Source organism: Singulisphaera rosea (assembly GCF_054877945.1).
In genome coordinates, this window is the sequence record NZ_JBTYIP020000020.1 from 23,782 (window position 1) to 43,413 (window position 19,632).

Annotated in this window: 12 protein-coding genes; 4 read left to right on the forward strand and 8 right to left on the reverse strand. The window is 66.3% G+C overall.

Annotation, left to right across the window (positions count from 1 at the left end; all coding sequences use genetic code 11):
• Positions 1 to 59 precede the first annotated feature (59 nt).
• The 3 genes from ACYOEI_RS27315 to ACYOEI_RS27325 form a co-directional block, all read right to left on the reverse strand.
• On the reverse strand, positions 60 to 1,541 hold the full coding sequence (locus tag ACYOEI_RS27315; RefSeq protein ID WP_462852815.1) for an efflux RND transporter periplasmic adaptor subunit: 1,482 nt from the start codon (positions 1,539 to 1,541) through the stop codon (positions 60 to 62).
• A gap of 74 nt (positions 1,542 to 1,615) precedes the next feature.
• Entirely contained in the window at positions 1,616 to 4,915 is a 3,300-nt protein-coding gene (locus ACYOEI_RS27320; RefSeq protein ID WP_462852816.1) for an efflux RND transporter permease subunit, read from the reverse strand.
• A 375-nt stretch (positions 4,916 to 5,290) separates the two neighbouring features.
• Positions 5,291 to 6,595 carry a HEAT repeat domain-containing protein gene (locus ACYOEI_RS27325; RefSeq protein WP_462852817.1) on the reverse strand — a complete coding sequence of 435 codons (1,305 nt, stop codon included), beginning with the start codon at positions 6,593 to 6,595 and terminating at the stop codon, positions 5,291 to 5,293.
• 441 nt (positions 6,596 to 7,036) lie between these two features.
• Between ACYOEI_RS27325 and ACYOEI_RS27330 the strand changes: the two genes are divergently transcribed.
• Positions 7,037 to 7,468 carry a ribosome-binding factor A gene (locus ACYOEI_RS27330; RefSeq protein WP_462852818.1) on the forward strand — a complete coding sequence of 144 codons (432 nt, stop codon included), beginning with the start codon at positions 7,037 to 7,039 and terminating at the stop codon, positions 7,466 to 7,468.
• An 832-nt stretch (positions 7,469 to 8,300) separates the two neighbouring features.
• Positions 8,301 to 9,392, forward strand: coding sequence for a Gfo/Idh/MocA family protein (locus ACYOEI_RS27335; RefSeq protein ID WP_462852819.1), 1,092 nt, complete (start codon positions 8,301 to 8,303; stop codon positions 9,390 to 9,392).
• Between the two features lie 243 nt (positions 9,393 to 9,635).
• Here ACYOEI_RS27335 and ACYOEI_RS27340 read toward each other — a convergent pair whose 3' ends face one another.
• Positions 9,636 to 10,100, reverse strand: a complete 465-nt coding sequence (locus ACYOEI_RS27340; RefSeq protein ID WP_462852820.1) for a DUF2171 domain-containing protein — start codon at positions 10,098 to 10,100, stop codon at positions 9,636 to 9,638.
• Between the two features lie 301 nt (positions 10,101 to 10,401).
• Between ACYOEI_RS27340 and ACYOEI_RS27345 the strand changes: the two genes are divergently transcribed.
• On the forward strand, positions 10,402 to 13,737 hold the full coding sequence (locus tag ACYOEI_RS27345; RefSeq protein WP_462852821.1) for a sigma-70 family RNA polymerase sigma factor: 3,336 nt from the start codon (positions 10,402 to 10,404) through the stop codon (positions 13,735 to 13,737).
• A gap of 22 nt (positions 13,738 to 13,759) precedes the next feature.
• Here ACYOEI_RS27345 and ACYOEI_RS27350 read toward each other — a convergent pair whose 3' ends face one another.
• The 3 genes from ACYOEI_RS27350 to ACYOEI_RS27360 form a co-directional block, all read right to left on the reverse strand.
• Entirely contained in the window at positions 13,760 to 15,139 is a 1,380-nt protein-coding gene (locus ACYOEI_RS27350; protein ID WP_462852822.1) for a right-handed parallel beta-helix repeat-containing protein, read from the reverse strand.
• Positions 15,140 to 15,286: 147 nt separating this feature from the next.
• Entirely contained in the window at positions 15,287 to 16,330 is a 1,044-nt protein-coding gene (gene rtcA, locus ACYOEI_RS27355; protein WP_462852823.1) for an RNA 3'-terminal phosphate cyclase, read from the reverse strand.
• 309 nt (positions 16,331 to 16,639) lie between these two features.
• On the reverse strand, positions 16,640 to 17,521 hold the full coding sequence (locus ACYOEI_RS27360) for a hypothetical protein (protein WP_462852824.1): 882 nt from the start codon (positions 17,519 to 17,521) through the stop codon (positions 16,640 to 16,642).
• 324 nt (positions 17,522 to 17,845) lie between these two features.
• On the opposite strand from ACYOEI_RS27360, the gene ACYOEI_RS27365 reads away from it, so the two are divergent.
• A complete protein-coding gene (locus ACYOEI_RS27365; protein ID WP_462852825.1) occupies positions 17,846 to 18,970 on the forward strand; it encodes a prenyltransferase/squalene oxidase repeat-containing protein in 1,125 nt (374 codons plus the stop codon).
• A 114-nt stretch (positions 18,971 to 19,084) separates the two neighbouring features.
• Here ACYOEI_RS27365 and ACYOEI_RS27370 read toward each other — a convergent pair whose 3' ends face one another.
• Positions 19,085 to 19,534 (reverse strand): HIT family protein, encoded by a 450-nt coding sequence (locus ACYOEI_RS27370; RefSeq protein ID WP_462852826.1) that lies wholly within the window; start codon positions 19,532 to 19,534, stop codon positions 19,085 to 19,087.
• Positions 19,535 to 19,632 lie beyond the last annotated feature (98 nt).

Genomic DNA, 19,632 nt, shown 5'->3' on the forward strand with positions numbered 1-19,632 from the left:
TCGATCCCGTCACCACGAACGCGGCCGAGGGCGTGGGGGGAAGGCGCCCTCGAGCTCGCCTAGCCGGGCCTCGTCGAAGCGGCGAGCTCTCCCTCCGTCCCGGTTTCATCCTTCCACGGCGTCTCCTCGGAGAGCCGCACGAGGGCGCCATCGGTCAGGATCGAGAGCTTGTTGCCGATGAGCACATCTTCCGAGCCGTCGACCGCCTTCCAGCCCTCGTCGTCGTCGGCCCCCTCCTTGATCCGGAGGTTGGTGAGCTCGACCCAATCGGCGTCGGTGACCCCGGTCTCGACCTCCGTCCGGACCGCGTGATGCCCCTGGTATCGCCAGATGAACGCCTTCCCGCCGGCGTGCACCACGGCCGACTTCGGGACGGAGCGTACGTTGGGCCGTTCGACCACGACCTTCCCGTAGGCATACATCCCCGGCAAGATCTGGCCCCCGGGGTTCGGGATGTCGATCTCGGCCCGCATCGTCCGACTCTTTACATTGAGCGCCCAGGAGAGCCGGGTCACGGAGGCCGGGAACCACTCGTCGCGGTAGGCCCAGAGCTTGACGCGGGCCTTGGAGCCGACGCGGACGTGGTTGGCGTCCCGCTCCGGGATGTCGACGAAGATCCGGATGATATCGGTGCGATCGACGACGTAGATCGGGGCGGCTTGGCTCCCGGGCGAGAGGTCGGGCGACCGGCTTTCGGCCGAGGGGTCGCCGGTCCTCGGCAGGACGAAGTCCCAGGTGTTGGCGTTCCGGGCCACGATGATGCCGTCGAAGGGGGCGAAGAGCTTGAGGTAGCCGACCATGGCCTCGATCCGCTTCGCCTCGCTCCGGGCCATGGCCAGCTCGGCGCGGGCGGCGGCGACGGCGACCTTGGCTCGCTCGAGCGAGACCTCGTCGGCCTCCAGCTCCGCGGCCGCCTTCGCGATCGTCGACTTGGCGGCGTCCCTCGCGGCGATGTCCGCCTTCAGCTCGTTCTGCGACTCGAGCAGGATCTGGGGCGCGAGGACGCCGCGCTCGACCTCGCGGGCGAGCCGCTTGACCTGGACGTCCCACCGCACGACCTCGGCCTCGTACTTGCCCAGGATCGACTGCGCCTCCTCGAGCCTCGCCCTGGCCGCGCGGACCTGGGCGTCGGCCACCTCCACGTCCTTCACGGAGAGCCGGACCGCCTCCTCGTCGTACTCGACGGTCGCCTTCTTCGACTCCCACTCCTCGCGCAGCTCGGGCACGAACAGGTCGGCGAGCACGTCCCCCTTCCGCACCTTGTCCCCGATGTCCACGTTCCACTTCTCGATGTAGGCCGTGAGCTTCGGATAAATCGACGTCCGCTCGTAACTCTGGACGAAGCTGGGTTGGCCCACGACCCGGACGATCTTCCGGGGCGAGGGGTGGACCACCCGGAGGACAGGGGGCTCCGACACGCTCGGGGCGACCTTCGACTCCTTCGAACAGCCCTGCGCGGCGAGCAGCGCCAACAGCCAGAAGGCCCTCCTTCCCCGAGGGGCGGGGCGACCCTCGCAGCCGGTCCCAGTTGCCGTTTCCAACGCTCTCCTCCGGTCGTTTGAGAATCGGTCGGGGCGGCCGCGCCGGCCCGCCTTGGGGTCCTGCCTCCGGTCGGCTACGACTCGTCCTCCCCGTCCTCGGCCTCCCCCTCCTCGGGCTCGAGGCCCCCTCGGTCGCCCTCATCGAGCCCGGGATCGTAGTAGGCGCTCGAGGGGTTGCCCGGGTAGAGAGAGGGGGAGCTCGGCTCCCTGGGTCCGATCACGAGGGTGAAGATCGCGGGGAGCATCAGTAGCGTGGCGAACGTCGACATCACCAGCCCGCCGATGACGGCGCGGCCCAGGGGGGCTTCCATCTGGCTGCCGCGTTCCAGCGCCAAGGCCATCGGCACCATGCCCACGGTCATGGCGCAGGCCGTCATCAGGATCGGCCGAAGCCGTTCGCTCGCCCCGAGCAGGGCCGCCTCGGCCGACGGCTTGCCCGCCTTCCAGTGCTCGTCCATGAACGTGACCAGCATCACCGAGTTCGACACCGAGACCCCGAGGCACATGATCGACCCCATGAACGACTCGATGTTCAGCGTGGTCTTCGTGGCGAGCAGCGCAACCGCGATCCCCGCGAGGACCCCCGGCACCGCCCCGATCGAGATGACCGCGAGCCGGGGCGACTGGAAATAGGCCGTCAGCAGGACGACGATGACGAACACGGCGACGGCCAGCCCGATCCCGAGCGCCCGGAACATCTGGGACATCTGCGGCAGGGAGCCTTGCTCCTCCACGCGGATGCCCCGGGGCGGGTCGCCGACCTGCTTGACGGCCTCGCGTACCTGCTTCGCGGCCCGGCCGAGGTCCTCCCCCTCGACGTTGGCGACCACCGTGAGGAACCGCTGCGACATGTCCCGGTCGTACTCGCCGGGCCGGGTGCTCGTGTGCACCCGCCCGTCCTTCAGGACGTCCCGGACCGTCAGCGGCATGACCGGGTTGACCGACCGGAGCGGCAGCTCCTCGACGTCCTCCGGCTTGTCGATGCGCAGCGGCGGGACCTGGATCTGCACGAGGTAGTCGAAGCCGGTCTTCTCGTTGATCCAGTAGTTCAGATTCGTGAACCGCGTCGACGCGGTCGACATGACGAGCGCGTGCTTGACATGCTCGGGGGTGACGCCGACCAGCCCCGCCAGCTCCCGGTCGATCTCGACCTCGACCGTCGGGTAGTCGAGCGTCTGCTCGAAGCCGACGTCGCGGAGGTGCGGCAAGGACCGGAGTTTCCCGGCGATCTTCTCCGCGTGCTTGCGGATCTCGTCGTAATCCGTGCCGATGACCCGCACGGCGATCGGCCTCGAGGAGCCGAAGCTCATGACCTGGCTCACGATGTCCCCCGGCTCGAACCCGAACGTGGACGACTCGGCCTGCTCCCTCGCCTCGTCCGCCGGCAGTCCCCCGGTGCCCCCCCCCGCCTCCAGGCGTTTCGCCAGCCAGGCGACCACCCGGCGGGGCAGGGCCCCGCGGAGCCGCTCCCGGAACGCGTCGAGCGCGATGCCGGACGACTCGTTCAGCTTGACGCGCAGCCAACCGTCGTCCGGCCCCCGCATGAACAGCACCATGTTGTCGATCCCGAAGTTCGGGGCGACCTGGCCGACGAACCCCATCGTGATCTCGACGTTCTCGCGCCCCGCCTCGCGTTCGATCTCCTGGAGGCACTTCAGCCCCATCTCCCTCGTCAGCTCGTAGCTCGAGCCCGGCGGCGGCCGGAACCGCAGGACGAACTCCCCGGAGTCGACCCGGGGGAAGAGCTCGGTCCCGATCTCCAGCCCCAGCCCTCCGAGGATCGCCAGGCACGCCGCGAGGTACGCTGGGACCACGGCCCATCGCCACGCGATGAATCGTTCCACGGCTCCGTGGTAGGCGCCGTTCACCCGATCGAAGAGCCCCGGCCCCCCGCCCCCCGCCGCTTCCCTGCCCTTCTTATGCTTGAGCAGGTACACGCTCAGGACCGGCACGAGCGTGCTGGAGAGCAGGTACGACGTGACCATCGCGAACCCGACCGCCAGCGTCAGCGGCATGAACAGCGAGCGGAGCGGGTCCTCCATCACGAAGGCGGGGATGAACACCGACAGGATGCACAGCAGCGCCAGGAGCCTGGGGACCGCCGTCGCGTTGCTCGCCCGGAGGACCGCCGTCGCGGTCTTCGGCGTCCCCTCCATCTGGACGTGCGTGTTCTCGATGGTCACGGTCGCCTCGTCGACGAGGATCCCGATGGCCAACGCCATCCCCCCGAGCGACATGATGTTGATGGTATTGCCCGTCACCCAGAGCCCGAACAGCGAGCCGGTCAGGGCGAGCGGGATGTTGCAGACGACCACCACCACGCTCCGGAGGTCGCGGAGGAAGAGCAGGATCATCAGCCCCGTCAGCCCCGCGCCGATCGCCCCCTCGCTGGCCACGCTCTCGACCGCGTGCACGACCGTCGGCGACTCGTCGAACTCGAAGCTGATCTTCACGTCCTCGGGGACCGCGGCCCGGAACTTATCCATCGACTTATGTACGTCGGACACCACCGTCAACGTCGACCCCGTGTCCTTCTTGATGATTGGCAGGTGGATCGCCTTCCGGCCGTTGACCAGCGCGTACCCGTAGGTGATGTCCGTGTCGTCCTGGATCGTCGCCACGTCCCGGATGTAGACGTTCTGCCCCAGCTTGATCGGGATGTCGCCGAGGCGCTTCACGTCCACGACCGTTGCGTTGTTGTGCACGATCGGCATCGAGTCTTTGATGTAGATATTCCCCGAGGGGATGACCACATTCCCCTCCGCCAGGGCCGTGACCAGGTCCTGCGGGTCGAGGTTGTAGGAGAGCAGCTTCTGCGGGTCGACGTTGACGATGATCGACCGCATGTTCGGGCCGAAGGGCGAGATGGCGACCGTCCCCGGGACGTTCTTCTGCACGAGCGGGCGGATGACGTTCTGCGCGAGGTCGCCCATCGCCCCGATGGAGGTCTTGTCCCCCTCGCTCGTGAAGACGAGGTAGCCGATCGGCACGCTGCCGGCGTCCATCCTCATGATCATGGGGGGCAACGCCCCGGGGGGCATCCACGACATCGCGCGGTCCGACATCGCGACGACCTGCGCCATCGCCTGCCCCATCTCCGTCCCGTTGAAGAACCCCAGCTCGACCAGCCCGACCTGCTGGATGTTCCTCGACTTGATGTCCTGGACCCCGTCCACGTACTGGAAATAGAGCTCGAGCTCATTGACGATGAAGCCCTCGATCTGGTCGGGGCTCATCCCGATAAAATCAAAGAACACGTAGATTTTCGGGGTGTTCAACGAGGGGAAGATGTCGACCCGCATCCGGGAATAGGCCAGGATGCCGAGGCTGATCAGGGCCACCACCAGCATCGCGAGCGTGACGGGATGGTCCATCGCCAGGACCGTCGGATTCGCCGAACTCGAGCTCGCTCTCGTCTTGACGGCCAATGGACAGCCCCCCCGATCCGGCGCAAGGCGCCACCGGGGCCGACCGGAGGCCCTCCGATCGGCCCGAATCCCCAGAGACCCACCCGTCCGGGCGTCGGGGCGACGCCCGCGTGCCGCGATGGTCGATGCGTTTGCCGGACGCCGCGCGCCCCTTCATCCGCATCAAACCGACGGCCGCCTATTCCTGTGATCCGAGTCTGGGGGGGAATGTCGTGTCTGAACTCTGGTGACATCCAAATCCCATGCCGAATCGCCTTCCACTCCGAATTTCTTCCGGTGCGGGGGCGGGGGCGCGATCTCATCGGAAACCGAGAAGGGCCATCATTCGTCTTCATAGATCAGCTTGAACTGGAACTGCACGCCCCGATAGAACCCCCGGTTGGTCTTGGGCTGGACAGGCTGGCCGATGTCCTGCTTGCCGAAGAGCTCCGTGATGAGGCTGGTGACCTGGAGGATGCCCGTCGCCCCGTCCCGGGTGACGAACAGGAAGGTCGCCGTCTTCTCGGGGTGATAGGTCTTCGATTTGGGGTCGAAGTCCATGAGGAGGTCGCCGGCGGGTCGGCCGAGATCCGGCGGCTCTTCCTTGCGGAGCTCCGTCTCGATCGTGTCGAACCTGCGGTCGTCGATCTGCCAGGTGCGAAGGCCGAGCCCCTGGAGGGCGTAGGTCGGTTGCTCCGCGCCCGGGGCCCGGTAGTCGATCCCCCGCAGGTCGAAGCCTTCGCGCTTCGCCCAGGACTCGACCTCGTCCGATTTCGCGTCCTCGACGGCGGGCAGTTCCTTGGGCCAGGGGACGTCGCCGCCGGTGTCCAGGTCCTTGAACGTCCGGTAGTACTTGAGGGGCTGGGGAGGGCCGAGGATCACGTTGGATGTTGTGGTCGAGGCCCGCACCTTCGGGCCGGTCGGGAACGGCCGGTCGGGGTCGGCGAGGGTGCCGGGCTGATCGGCCAGCGGGGGGAGGTTCACCAAGGCATAGGCCGGGTCGTCGGTGAGCCGCTTCCGGTTCTTCAACCACCAGAGGGCCCAGTGCTCCGCGAGTTGGTGGAGTCGTCGGCGCTGGATTCGGCGCTGCGCCGGGCCCCCTTCGAGATGGATGAAGTTCAGTTCGTCCTCGTTGAACCGCTGGCCGGTGATCGCGTGCAAGGCCCCGGTGATCTCACGGAAGGGCCTGCCAAAATCAAAGTAGCCCCCGGATTCCCCCGCGCTCAGGTCGTGAGCCTTCATGAACGCCAAGAGTTTGGGGTCGTCGACCACCAAGCCGTAGTCGCTCGAGGGCCCGATCAGGGTGCGGGGAATCGCCCGGATCAGGGCAGGCACCGCCCTGGGGTCGCCGATCGCCCGGAGCGTGAAGCCGATCGACCGCAACGGCATCTGGTCGGTCGTCCGGTCCAGCTCCTCGATGAGCGGCGGCACCGCCGGCTTGCCGATCTCGACGAGTTCGCGGACAGCGGCCGCCCACTGCTTCTCCTCGCCGATCTTCGTCTTCCTTAGAGCCTCGATCAGCTCCGCCACACGGGCGGGAGGGGGATCGACGGCCGCGTCGGACGTGCCGGCCGCGACGAGGATCACGACAACAACAACCAGGCAGAAGGCCATGCCTCGTCTCGCAGGACTCTCGCCAACACTCATCGCCATCCCCTTTCGATGACACGTCGTTCGTTGGACGAAGGGCCCGATCACGGGCCGAGATCCGGCCGGAGTTCGTCCCCGCGGCGCTCGCCCCGCCGGATTTCCGCGATCCTCCGAATCCGTGCGAACCCGAAGGGGGCCGAGGGCCTCTGATCAAGAGTACCAAAACATTGTGATGGGAGGCTTGGCCTCGAATTCGCCGAGGACGGCTTCGTGCCCCGAACCTCGGCCCATCACAAAACCCCGCCCGAACCGAAGGAGGCCGACGATGCGCCCGAGTCCCCGCCTGACTGTGCCGTCGAGCCTGCGACCGGAGGCCGGGCTACCCCCGTCCGGCTGATCCGGCCAGGCTCTTACCACGTCGAAGCGTTTTCACCCGCCCATCCGACCGATCGGCGCCGGGGGTACGTTGCGCCGAGCGTTTCCACGTGAGAGCCGAAGATGCCATCCTCCCGGAAGCCGTCACGAAAGACGTTGCGTTCGCTCTGCGCCGAGGTCCACCCGGACGACGGGGTCGACCCCCGCGACGAGATCCGCCAGGGCCTGAAGGGCCAGAAATCCCTCCGCAAGGCCCGCCAGCTCTGCGGCCAGGTCGCCGAGGCCCTTGATGCGGCCTTCGCCGGCGACTGCGGCGACGACATCCTGCGCAACCTCCAGGTCGTCGCCGTCGCGCCGGCCCCCGACGCGTCACGCCTCCTCGTGACCGTCCGCGTCCAACCCCCGACCGACGCCGTCACGCCGGCCCAGGTCCTCGAACACCTCGCCCGGGCCACCGGCCGCCTCCGCTACGCCGTCACCTCCGCCATCACCCGCAGGCGGGCACCCGTCCTCGCCTACCAGGTCGCCGTCCCCACCGGGGGCGCCACACCGTAATATCACCCCTTCCGAAGCCCGTTATCCCCTCGAAAACGGGCCTCGGAGAGAGGCGGTGGCAACTCACCCAAGAGGAGAGACCGGTGGTGGCTGCGGCCGAAACCCGGCTTCTTCTTCAAAATCGGGATTCGGAACACATACGGTATCGACGCAGGAGGTCTCCGTGAAAATCGCCAGTATTCACGAAGCAAAGTCTCGCCTCTCGGAACTGATCGAGCTCGCTCTCAATGGTGAGGATGCCCTCATCGCCAAAGCCGGGCAGCCGGTCATGCGACTGACTCCGATCCAAACCGACGTATCACCCCGTCAAGGTGGGCGATGGAAAGGGCGGGTCAAGATCGCCGACGATTTCGACGAGTGGCCCACTGATCTATAAGCATTGACAAATTGATCCGAAACCCGGCTTTTTCTTCAAAGCCGGGTTTCTGCCGCAGTCCCCGCCAACCCCTATCCCCTCTCAGACCAGCGAACACGAAAATCACTATATTTTTAATTCCAGATCTAACAACATCAATAAAATTGTGCCGCAATTCCCTTGCTTCTGAGCCGTCTGCAAACGACCATCCCAAACAAGAGGCGGGTCGGAAACGCGACAATCCTCTACGTCCTCGATCCCCGTGCGGCGATCCGGTACAAAGGGGTCGGAGGGCCTGGCGAGACGGCCATCGACTTGGCCTTTGACTTGCCTACGAGGGCGCGAGGATCGAGAGCCATGTCGCTTCGGGACAGGCTCCGTCGAATCAAGATTGTCGATCGCCTGATCTTTCCCCGGCCGTGCGGCATCGAGGCAACGGGATCAAATATCCTTCGAGACGAGATTAAGGACGAGCCGATGCAACGCAGAACCTTCCTCGGGTCGATGGCAGCCTTGGCAGTGACGACCAGCGGCGCAGCCTCGCCGCCGTTGCGGCTCGGGATGGCGGGACTCGTGCACGGCCATGCGTCGGGGTTCCTGGGCCGTTACCGCAACTCCAAGGACGTCACGTTGGTCGGCGTCGCCGAGCCCGACCGCGAGGTCGCGGCGCGATACACGCAGCGTTCCCGGCTCGACCCGGCCACGGTCTATCCCTCGCTCGAGGCGATGCTCGACGGGGCGAAGCCCGAAGCCGTGGTCGCCTTCACCAGCACCGCCGGGCATCTCGAGGTCGTTCAGGCCTGTGCCCGCCGCAAGATCCCGGTGATGATGGAGAAGCCGCTCGCCGTCAATGTTGAGCAGGCCCGAGCCATCGAGCGGGCCGCATCGGAGTCGGGAATCCCTGTGCTCGTGAACTACGAGACGACCTGGTATCCGTCCAACCGCGCCGTGTACGCACTGGCGAAGGAAGAGAAGGCCCTGGGCGAGATCCGCAAGGTGGTCGTCCACGATGGCCACCGCGGCCCGAAAGAGATCGGCGTACAGCCGGAATTCCTCGCCTGGCTCACCGACCCCGAGCAGAACGGGGCGGGGGCCCTCTTCGACTTCGGCTGCTACGGCGCCAACCTGATGACCTGGCTCATGGACGATGCCCGGCCGAGTTCCGTCACGGCGGTGACCCAACGGTTCAAGCCCGAGGTCTATCCGAAGGTCGACGACGAGGCCACGATCGTCCTGGAGTATCCCGGGGCGCAAGCGATCATCCAGGCCTCGTGGAATTGGCCGTTCGACCGGAAGGACATGGAGGTCTACGGCCGGACCGGGCAGGTGCTCACCGTCGCCCAGAAGGGCTTGCGCGTTCGCCTCCCGGGCAGCAAAGCCGAGGAATCCCGCCAGGCCCCCGAGTTGAAGGCCCCCGAGGACGACTTCCTCCGCTACTTCGCGGCCGTGGTGCACGGGGAGATCAAGCCCTCCGGCCTCTCATCGCTGCGCAACAACCTCGTCGTCGTCGAGATCCTCGACGCCGCCCGACGCTCCGCCGAGACCGGCCGCGCCGTGAAGCTGGCCTAAGCCGTGTTGGAGATTCACCACAAAGGCACAAAGGAATCACAGAGAGGACTCGAGAGTGATTCATACTCTTGTAATCTTTCCTTTGTATCGTTGTGCCATTGTGGTGAAGAACTTTCCCGGCAAACGTTTTGGTGAGAGGCATCAGCATTTCTATGCCTATCCATGAGGATCTCGGCGCGCGACGAAACGGGCCGGGGTAATCCAGGCCCGTCTCTCGTCAGGCTTACAATCGACCCGGTCAAATCAGGCCGGTTCCCATTCGAGCTCGGCGTCGCCGCAGCTCTTGCTCAGGTGGACCTGGGAATCGACCCGGCTCACCCAGCTCAACGGGATGCGATGGTGTTGGCCGTCGGGGCTATCGGACCTGGTGAGCTTGATCGAGCTCCCCTCGACGTGATCGACCCGGCCGAGCGCCTTGCCGCAGGAGCCGACGACGGTCATGTGCTCGCGGATGTCGGCGTGGGTGCCCGAGGATCCCGAGCCGAGCTCGCCGAACGTCTCCTTGGCCTTGTGCTCGACCTTCTGGGCCGCCTCGTCGATGCGGTTGCCGACCACGTGGGCCTTTTCCTTCGCCCAGTCGGCCGCCTCTTCGACCTTCTCGCCGACCCTGTGCCCGACCTTCGTCGCCGTCTCGGCGATCTTGTGACCGGTTTCCTCAACCTTGTCTTTGAACGACTCGGCCATGACAACCTCCGGGGATTGGATCACGAACGCCTCGCTTCGCAGCAGAGGACCTTGCTGGGATGAGAATGCAAGCGGCGTGCCGCAACGTCCCCGGCGTTTTCGGTCACGATTCGCTGTTCAGGGCCGACCATAGCGCCCTCGATAGACGCGAAAACCAAAGCTCGTGCAACCAATCCCTCCGCCCTCTGGCCGACTCCACACGGCCGAACCGCGGCCCACCACGGAGTTCATCATCGGGCGTCGGCCCCGAAGAATCACCGGTCCGATCCGCGTCCTCGACGCAGTATCTTGGTGACGAGAGGAATCGCGAACGAGGGCCACACGCATGCGAGACGCGGATCAAGGCGCGGTCGCCCGGCAGATCCAGCGGGTTTTCCAGGTGGGGACCGTCTCGGGTCTGTCGGAGGACGAGCTTCTCCATCGCGTCCATGCGCGACGGGATGCCCCTTCGTTCGAGGCTCTGCTTGGTCGTCACGGCCCCATGGTCTGGGGAGTCTGTCGCCGTCTGCTCCACGATACGAACGATGTCGAGGACGCCTTCCAGGCCACGTTCCTGATCCTGCTCGGCAAGGCCGGCTCGCTCCGAGACCCCAGCGGGGTAGGCCCCTGGCTCCATGGAGTGGCCTACCGGGTCGCCTTGCGAGCCCGGGGGGATACGGCCCGTCGTCGCGAGAAGGAGCATCGGGCGGCGCATCCGGAAGCCACAGCCGGGGAGGTCGACGATGATCGGGAACGCCTTCTCGCACTCGATGAGGAGATCCGTCGCCTCCCCGAGAAATACGCCCGGCCGGTGATCCTCTGCGAGTTGGAAGGCCTCACCTACGAGGACGCCGCGAGACGCCTCAACGGGACTCCCGCGGCGATCAAAGGACGACTCTCCCGGGCCCGCAAGCGCCTGCGCGACCGCCTGAGCCGGAGAGGGTTGGCCCCCAACGCCGGGTTGGTCGGGCCCTCATCCCTTTCGATCCCCGCCCCAGCCACTCCCCCCGAAACCCTCACCATCTCGACGATCGGACTCCTGAAAACCACGTCCCTCGGCGATCCGATCGCGAAGACCTCGGTCATGGCGATCGTCAACGGAGTCCTCGGTGCGATGCGAACTTCCCGACTGAAATTCATGGCCATGTCGCTGACCGTGATGGCCGGCACGACGCTGATCGCCCTGGCCTGCGTGTTCGGTCAGCAGGGTGGACCGGACCAACAAGAACCGGGCGCCGGGACGCCGCGAGAGTCGGCTCGTCCCATCGCGACTGAGGAATCGGATCCGCGGGACCGGGATCAGGAAGCCTCCCCCGGCCGAACCATGAAGATCCGCGTTGTCGACAAGCGGACCAGGGGAGCCGTGCCCGCTGTTGCGCTGAGGGTGGCTTCGGACAACCTCCTGAAAGAGGTTGTCACGGACGCGTCGGGGCAATACCTCCTCACTTTGCCCGAGGCGCATCCGAACGGCCTCTGGATCCGGGCCAGGAAGGAAGGATTCGTGCCGACCTGGGTCACATGGGGAGGGGGCCACGACTCTCCCCGATTGTCCCTGCCTGGTTCCTTCGAGATCGAGCTCGAACCGGGGACATCGATCGGCGGCCAGGTCCAGGATCCTCGGGGCCAGCCTATCGAGGGCGTCCTCGTCGAGTTGTCGATACCGAGTGGGTTCATGGCCGATGGCATTTCTCTTCCCAGCCTGTCGGCCGAGCCCATCAAGACCGACGCAAAGGGGCATTGGGTCTGCAACTTCGCGCCGGCGAACCTCGAAGGCTTATCCTTCCGGCTCCAACATCCAGACCACGTGAGCGACCAGATCATATCCCGCAAGTTGACGCGGGTATCGGCGTTGCGAGACACGACCGCGGTGATGGTCATGGATTCCGGCGTACCGCTGACAGGTCGTGTGACAGACCGAGAAGCCCGGCCGATCGCCGGCGCGAAAGTGACACAGGGCACGGAGTCCTCACCAGGCCCGCCTTTCGTGAAAACGACCGACGCCGACGGGCGGTTCTCCTTCCCGCATGTCGAGCCGGGTGACACCCTGCTCGTCGTCCGCGCCCCCGGCTATGCTCCCGACCTTGCACGTGTTCGAGCGAGGGCAGCAATGCCTCCCGTCGACATCCGACTCGAGCCAGGCCGAACGATCGAAGGGCGTGTGCTGGATCTCGAGGGCAAACCGTTGGCGAACACCTCGGTCGGTGCCGTCGGATTCCCGGAGTTCCCAAGCCTGGGGTCTCGGACGAAGTCGACCGCCGAAGGCGGATTCCGCCTCACCGACCAGCCGACACGCCCTGTCACACTTCGGGTTTACAAGCCGGGCTTTATGTTCGTCGAGCGACCATCACGGGCAACCGACGGAGAAAGTCGCATCACGTTGACCCCGGAGTTCACCGTCCGCGGATCCGTGGTCGACGCCGAGACCGGCCAGCCGATCCCTGACTTCAAGCTGCTCATCGGCGACGACTCGACGGATGAGTCGGAACGATGGAACCGCGAATTGGCGTATAAGTGCCAGGGTGGTCATTATGAGGTCGTGTTCACAACATCAAGACCCGAGCTGCGCAGTCTTCGAATCGAGGCGGCGGGCTACTTCCCGGCCGTCTCTCGAGGGTTCCGGACGACCGAGAGTCCCCAGGTCTACGATTTCCAACTGAAGCGGGGCACCCCGGCCAACGATCCTGCCCTCTCGGGCATCGTCCGACTCCCGGACGGGAGCCCTGCGGTCGGCGCGATCGTGACCCTGGCCACGAACTCGCAGAGGGTAAGCCTCAAGGACGGCCGGGACATGGACCCCGAACGACACCCCACCGTGACCACCGGGTCGGACGGCCGCTTCGCGTTCCCACACCAGGACGAGCCGGCCGTTCTCCTGGCCTACCACGAACGGGGGCAGGCCCGGATCCTCGAGGAAGACTTCGCCAAGTCGCACGTGATGACGATCCAACCCTGGGGCCGCGTCGAGGGCACCCTCAAGGTCGGCACCAGTCCGCGAGCCTTCCAGGTCGTCGTGCTATTCCAGGGCAGGACATCGGGTCGCGAAGACCGGCGGGTTGACTACCAGGCTGCCTCAACAGAGTCAGACAGCTCGGGGCGATTCTTCTTCGAGCACGTCATCCCTGGCGACATCCGGGTCGGGAGGGCGAGCAGTGCATCCTCTTGGATCACTTCCGGTCCCTGGTTATCCCTCGAGGTCGCGCCTGGTGCAGCGGTACACGTCACGGTCGGAGGTTCGGGGCGTCCCGTCGTGGGACGATTCGTTGCGAAGCCGGACGCCATTCCCAACCTCGACTGGAGTTCGCTGAGATTCACTCTTACCCCCCAGATCAAGTTTCCTCGGGTCAACGTGCCCGAAGGCCTGACCGGAGAAAAGCGAGCCGAGTGGATCAAGGCCTGGCGGCAGAGCGAGGCAGGGATCGCGTACATGCGACGAAGCGATCGTGAATCGAGTGGGTATTACCAGATCAAAGTCGAGGCCGACGGCTCGTTCCGGATCGAAGATGTCATCGCCGGGGCATATCAGTGGATTATCATTCCCACAAGCCCTTCGAGTGAACACCGACGGTTTTGGTCGGTGACCCCCGGGACGACGACCATCCCCGAGATCCCCGGGGGGCGCGGCGATACGCCTCTCGAGCTCGGCGAGTTGACGCTTGCTCCCTCGGAGCAACCGGCTCGGTGAAGCCGAGGGGCGCGGCCTCGTCTCAGGGTTTCAGCTCGACGTTGGAAACCCCTTGCAGTCCCGGATGAAAGACGTTGTTCGAGAAGTGCAGGCCGACGGGCGCGGTGGGGCCGGACTCGACGAGGACGGCGTAGCGGTATCGGGGCGGGACGACTTCGGGCTTCCCGTCCTTGATCAGAGAATCGCGGCCGGTGTCGTACACGACATTCCCCTGGATGATGACGTCGGCCAGCGGAGGGTTCTCGGGGACCTGGCCGTGGTCGAACCGGATCGGGCAGCCGAGGCTCTCTTCGCCCCAGATCCAGCGCGTCTGGCCGAGCCCGAAGTCGGAGATGATGTTGTTGGCGATGATCGAGCCGCCGTCGACGTTGGCCGCTCGAGCCGGTCGGTTCGACTCCGCGGCCTGGGCCGGGAGCGACGAGGCCCCGGGCATCATGGCGATGCTCCAGAGGGAATTCTTGAGGAACTGATTGCCAATCACAATCACATGCTTCGAGCCATGCATCGCTTTCATGCCGATCAACGCATCATTGACGATGTTTTGGGATAAGATCACGTGGTCGGCGTGGATGTCAAACCCCTGGCCCGCGCGCTCGACGAGGTTGCCGATCACCTGGGTGGCGTCCGTCACCTCGGGCGAGGCCACGTGCACGGCGGTCCCTTGCATCCAGTTGTCGGTCTCGCCCCGCTCCCAGTCTCGGGCGTTGGTGATGCGGCCCCGGACGGCGTTCCTCTTGGTGAACTTGCCCAGCTCGTATCGACGCTTGACCTCCGGCGTGGGGACGAGGCGGTCCTCGCGGACGCGGTTCCCCCGGACCAACGTCCCCTGGCATTCCCGGATCATGATCCCGGTGCCGATGATGCAGCGGAACGCAAATCCCTGATCCGGCGTCGCCGTCCGGTCGTCGACCCCGACGCGCTGATAGTTCTGGACCAGGCAGTCGCAGACCCGGCTGTCGACGCAATTCCGCAGCTCGATCGCGGCGGCCCGGGTCTGGTTGTCGACGACCTTCAGGGCCTCGAGGGTGACGTCGCGCGAGTCGGTGGCGAGCACCGCCTCCGCCACGGTCTCCCGAAGGCCCTCCGGCCGCGTCAGCGTGAGCCCGCGGAGGCTGGCCCCCGGCGCGTGGTCGATTCGGATGATTGCCCGCGCGGGGTCCGTCTGGATGATCCTCCCGGATCCGTCCAGGCCGCCTCCCTCGGTCACGATCCGGATCGTCTCGGCGATCTCGTGGGTCCCCGGGCCGACGTCGATGACCTTGCCCGGATTGGCGTCGAGCGCGGCCTGGATCGTCGGGTAATCCCCCGAGGAAATGCCCGAAGCCTCGGCCCGGGGCGGCCCCACGACCATCGCGAGTACGGCCAGGCTACCCAGACAGGCCAGGGGAGAAGAGAGTGTCATCACGACTCGGTCACCTCGCATCAACGACCCGACGGATCCGTTCCGTTCCGGCCGTTATGGTAGAGGAACGAGTCCAGCCACCTCAAGGAGCCACCCTGGGTGACCGGCGTCGCGGCGAAGACGAACCGTCGGACCTCGTGGCGAAGATCAGGAGACGATGACCCGGCCGGGTTGGTCGAGGGTCGGCTCGATGATCTCGATGGTGCGGTCGAGGAAGGCCCGAATGGTCGCGGCGTTGGTGCGGAGGTGCTCGGTGACGTCGGTGACGGTGTACTCGCTGCGGCCGGGGGCGAGCGCCAGGGGGACGAGGATCTGGTCGGCCGAGTGTGGGTCGACGGCGCCTCCGTCGAACTGCTCGTAGGCCAGGAGTTCATCCACCGCCTCATCGGCGACGGCCTCGGCGGGCTTGCCGCGTTCACCAAGGCCGACGAACGTGGCGGGAGCCCCGTGGGCATGCTCGGCGGTCAAGCGGATCGCCGCGCCAGGGCTGGGCCCTGTCCATTCCGTCAACTCGAACTCGGCCGTCAAACCATAATCGGCGAGCCGGGCCTCGGCCTGGTCGCACATCCGCCGGGCAATGTCCGGGCGGAGCCTGGCGACCCCGGCCACCCCTTTGATCCGCTTCAGGGGGCCCCGGTCGGTCAAGGTCATCGGCCGCAACGTCGCCGGCTCGATCCAGGCCTCGAGGCGTCCTCCCCCCTGGGGATAGAAGCCCGCGGTCGGCATCGCCAACCCCAACGTCGCGCCCACGGCCGCGCAGTGTGCCCGCCAGGTCGAATCGAGGAACGGGAAGGACGGGGCCGACTGGTTGAAGGTCCCACCCGTCAAGGTGAGCCGCACCGCCTGCTCCGTCCGCAGGGCGATCGCCAGATGCAACGTCTGAAGGACCAATGCCGTCGAGCCCGCCGTCCCGATGTCGACCTGGAGGTCGCCGGGCGTGTACGGGCCGGGCCGGAAGGTCAGGTCGCGTGAGCCGGGCTTCCCGCCGATCACGTCGGCATCCGCCAGCATCGCCGCCGCCTCGACCGCCTTCAAATGTTGCGGTCGGAGGCCGGGCCGCTCGCGGTTGGCCCGGATTTTCACCATCCGGAACGGCTTCCCCGTCAGGAGCGACAGCGTGAGCGCCGTCCGGAGGATCTGGCCCCCTCCTTCACCCTCGGAACCGTCGAGTGTGATCAGGCGCGACGACACGTCCCAACTCCCTCCCAACGGCAAAATCGCCCTTCCCCGCTCGCCGACAATCGGGGTCGGCCGATGCGGCGAGGCCACCGCCTCGTGCCGTCCATGATAGACCCATTGCTTCCGAGCCTCCGCCGGCCGGCCGCCTTTGCGCCCTCCCCAAATCGGCTGCCAATCCATGGCGGGACTCCCTTGGGCGTAATCCGTAGACAGTAGTCAGGAGACAGAAGTTCGGGAGGCAGGAAGCCGAAGTCAGCGACTCCTCCGAACCCGGTTTCTTTCTCAAACCCGGGGTTCCGCCGCGGCCGACTCCGACATCTCCTAATCCTTGGCCGGGAGCTCGATCGGCTCGACGCCCGGGGGGAGGCTGATGGTGCCGCCGGGGGTGATGGCAGCAGTACGGGTCGCCCAGATGAGGATGACCTTCTGGAGGAGGCGATCGCTGTTCGTCTCGGTCTCGGTGAACAAGAACGCCCCCAGGCTGCGGGACGCGTCCGCGTGGCAACCGAGCACGGCGACCTGGCCAGGCTTGAGCTTCAAAGTCGTGGCGAGCTCGCGGAGGGTGTCCTCCTGCTGGCCATCCTTCTGCATGAATTGGTGGGGCGCATTCGCCCCTGAGTTCGGGAGCTGCGAGAACACGCGCTGGACCTGCCCGTGGTGGATCTCGGGGACGATCCGCAAGGCCACGTCATTGGTCCCCTCGTGGGTCGGGGTGACCCGGAACCAACCGCTGGCGTCCTGGTAGTCCCTGCCGGACGCATGCCCCTCGCGATTCAGGAGCAGGCTGGCCTGCGGGAGCTTCTCGTTCAGGCTGATGAGCGTCGGCTCGCCGTCAGGCGCATTGATATGTTGAACCGGCTCACCTTTACCCGGCGTCGGCGTCTTCTTCAAAAGAGCCTCGACCTCGGCGGGGACGTCGCCGGTGATCAAGCCGACCCGAAGCCCGTTGCCCTCGAGGTCGTGACGGAGTTCCGAGGGGACCGACTGCTCGTCGGCCACGCTCCAGATCTTGCTCTCGACGATCTCGTCGCGAAGCGGCCGGGCCAGGATCGCGACCTGGAGTGCGCATCGCTTGGGTTCGATAATGTGGCCGCCCCCCCCGATCTTCGACAGGAGAGACGTCTGGCGCAGCTCCGAGCGATTGAGCGTGCAACCCGCCACGGCCATCATGGCCACGACGAGCATCAGGGGTTTCCGATTCATCGGGCGGAATCCTTTCCGCGACACCCATGGGCGAAGGAGACAGGCCGGCCCACGCCCGCCTCTCGAAATGCAGGGCGGAGTCTAGCGCGAACATCCAAGACCGTCAATGCCAGGACCCGCCCCTTTTTCGGTCCCGACCGCGTTTTGATGCCCCACGTTTCGGACTCCCTCTCCGACCTCTCCTACTGCCAACGGCCCCGGAACCTTGATCGCTCTCTCCCACACTTTGACGGCCGCTTCCTCCCTCCTTCCTCCTGCCTCGTGCCTACTGTCTACTATCTACTCTGTCGACTTCATTACAGCTCGCATGAGAAGGATCCCGAAATGCTTTGGAAACCCAGTCGTCGTCGCTTCCTCGGTCAAGGCCTCCGAGCCCTCGGCGCCCTCGCGGCCGTGGGCCGACTGACGCCCGGTCTGGCCTTGGCGGCAACGTCGGTCGGCGAGATGACCGATAAGGCGATCGCCTTCTTACGGTCGCGCCAGGATGCGAAAGGGGGCTGGTCCACCGAGCGCGAGCCGGGGATCACGGCCCTGGTCGTGACCGCACTCCTCCGCTCGAAGCGGGTCACCCCCTCCGACCCCGCGGTCGTGCGCGGCCTGGCGTATCTCGAGCGGTTCATCGGGCCCAAGGGGGGCCTGTCCGAAGTCCCCCACGCGAACTACGCGACCGCGATCTCGTTGATGGCGTTCCACGAAGCCAACACCAAAGGGCGCTATGACGGAGTGATCAAGGACGCGCAAGCGTTCCTCAAGACGATGCAGTGGGATGAGGGGGAGAAGAAAGGACGCGACGATGCGTTCTATGGAGGTGCCGGGTACGGGGGCGGCAACAGCCGTCCCGACCTTTCCAACACCACGTTCTTCATGGACGCGCTCCGCGAGACCGGGCTCCCCGCCGACGACCCGAGCTTGCAGAAAGCCCTGGTCTTCGTCTCGAGGTGCCAGAACCTCAAGGGCGAGTTCAACGACCAGCCCTGGGCCGGCAAGGTCAACGACGGAGGCTTCGTCTACACGGCGGCCAACGGCGGCTCGAGCGTCGCCGGCAACGATCCCAACGGCGGCCTCCGCTCCTACGCCAGCATGACCTACGCCGGGCTCAAGAGCATGATCCACGCCGGCCTGACCCCCGACGACCCTCGCGTCAAGGCGGCCTCAACCTACATCGCCAAGCACTACTCCCTCGACGAGAACCCTGGCCTCGGCGCCCTCGGGCTGTACTACTACTACCAGACCTTCGCCAAGGCCCTGGGGATGCTCGACAGGCCGACGTTCACCGACGCGTCCGGCAAGGAACACAACTGGCGTGCCGAGTTGGTCATCGCCCTCGCCAAGCGCCAGAACGCCGACGGCAGTTGGGTCAACACGGCCGACCGCTTCATGGAAGGCGACCCCAACCTGGTGACCGCCTACGCCCTCCTCGCCCTCATTTACGCCCGGCCCAAGGCCTAAACGGCCGCGAAACCCGGCGTCCTTCGCGAGGCCGGGTTCTTCTGACACCTCGCAGCGAGAGTGACGATCAGCCGCTATGGCGGAGAGGGCGTCGCGCGTGCTCGCGAAGGGCGATCAGTCGTCGAGGCGCGTCGGGTCGAGCTCGCGTTCGATGCGGAACTGCATCTGACCGAGTTCGTCTCCGACGTACTCGGAGTGCGGCCAGGGCCATTCGACGGGGTCGTTGTGGAACCGGGGGATGATGTGCCAATGGCCGTGGTCGACCGTCTGTCCGGCGGCGCGGCCGTTGTTGACGATCAGGTTGAAGCCGTCGGCCCCTGTGGCCGAGCGGACGGCACGGCAGAGGCGGGGCAGGAGGGTGGCGACTCGCCCGGCGAGTGCCTCGGGCAGTTCGACAAGGTCGGCGTGATGGGCCTTGGGCACGAGCAGGACATGCCCCCGGTTCACGGGCCGGATGTCGAGGAAGGCGATGGCGTCCTCAGTCTCGAGGACCTTGGCGGAAGGGATGTCGCCTCGGACGATCTTGCAGAAGATGCAATTCGCGTCGTCGGGATGTCGGGACAAGACTGGGCGCTCCCCGAGGGCCTCATTGGCGAGGACGGTCGCCCTCCGGGGGCTGAACCCCCCGGAGGACCTGGATCCGTGACCGTGACCGTGACCGT

Coding starts and splice junctions, on each gene's coding strand:
- ACYOEI_RS27320 (WP_462852816.1), bottom strand. CDS start 4,915: ATGGACCATCCCGTCACGCTCGCGATGCTGGTGGTGGCCCTGATCAGC.
- ACYOEI_RS27325 (WP_462852817.1), bottom strand. CDS start 6,595: ATGAGTGTTGGCGAGAGTCCTGCGAGACGAGGCATGGCCTTCTGCCTG.
- ACYOEI_RS27330 (WP_462852818.1), top strand. CDS start 7,037: ATGCCATCCTCCCGGAAGCCGTCACGAAAGACGTTGCGTTCGCTCTGC.
- ACYOEI_RS27335 (WP_462852819.1), top strand. CDS start 8,301: ATGCAACGCAGAACCTTCCTCGGGTCGATGGCAGCCTTGGCAGTGACG.
- ACYOEI_RS27345 (WP_462852821.1), top strand. CDS start 10,402: ATGCGAGACGCGGATCAAGGCGCGGTCGCCCGGCAGATCCAGCGGGTT.
- ACYOEI_RS27350 (WP_462852822.1), bottom strand. CDS start 15,139: ATGACACTCTCTTCTCCCCTGGCCTGTCTGGGTAGCCTGGCCGTACTC.
- ACYOEI_RS27360 (WP_462852824.1), bottom strand. CDS start 17,521: ATGAATCGGAAACCCCTGATGCTCGTCGTGGCCATGATGGCCGTGGCG.
- ACYOEI_RS27365 (WP_462852825.1), top strand. CDS start 17,846: ATGCTTTGGAAACCCAGTCGTCGTCGCTTCCTCGGTCAAGGCCTCCGA.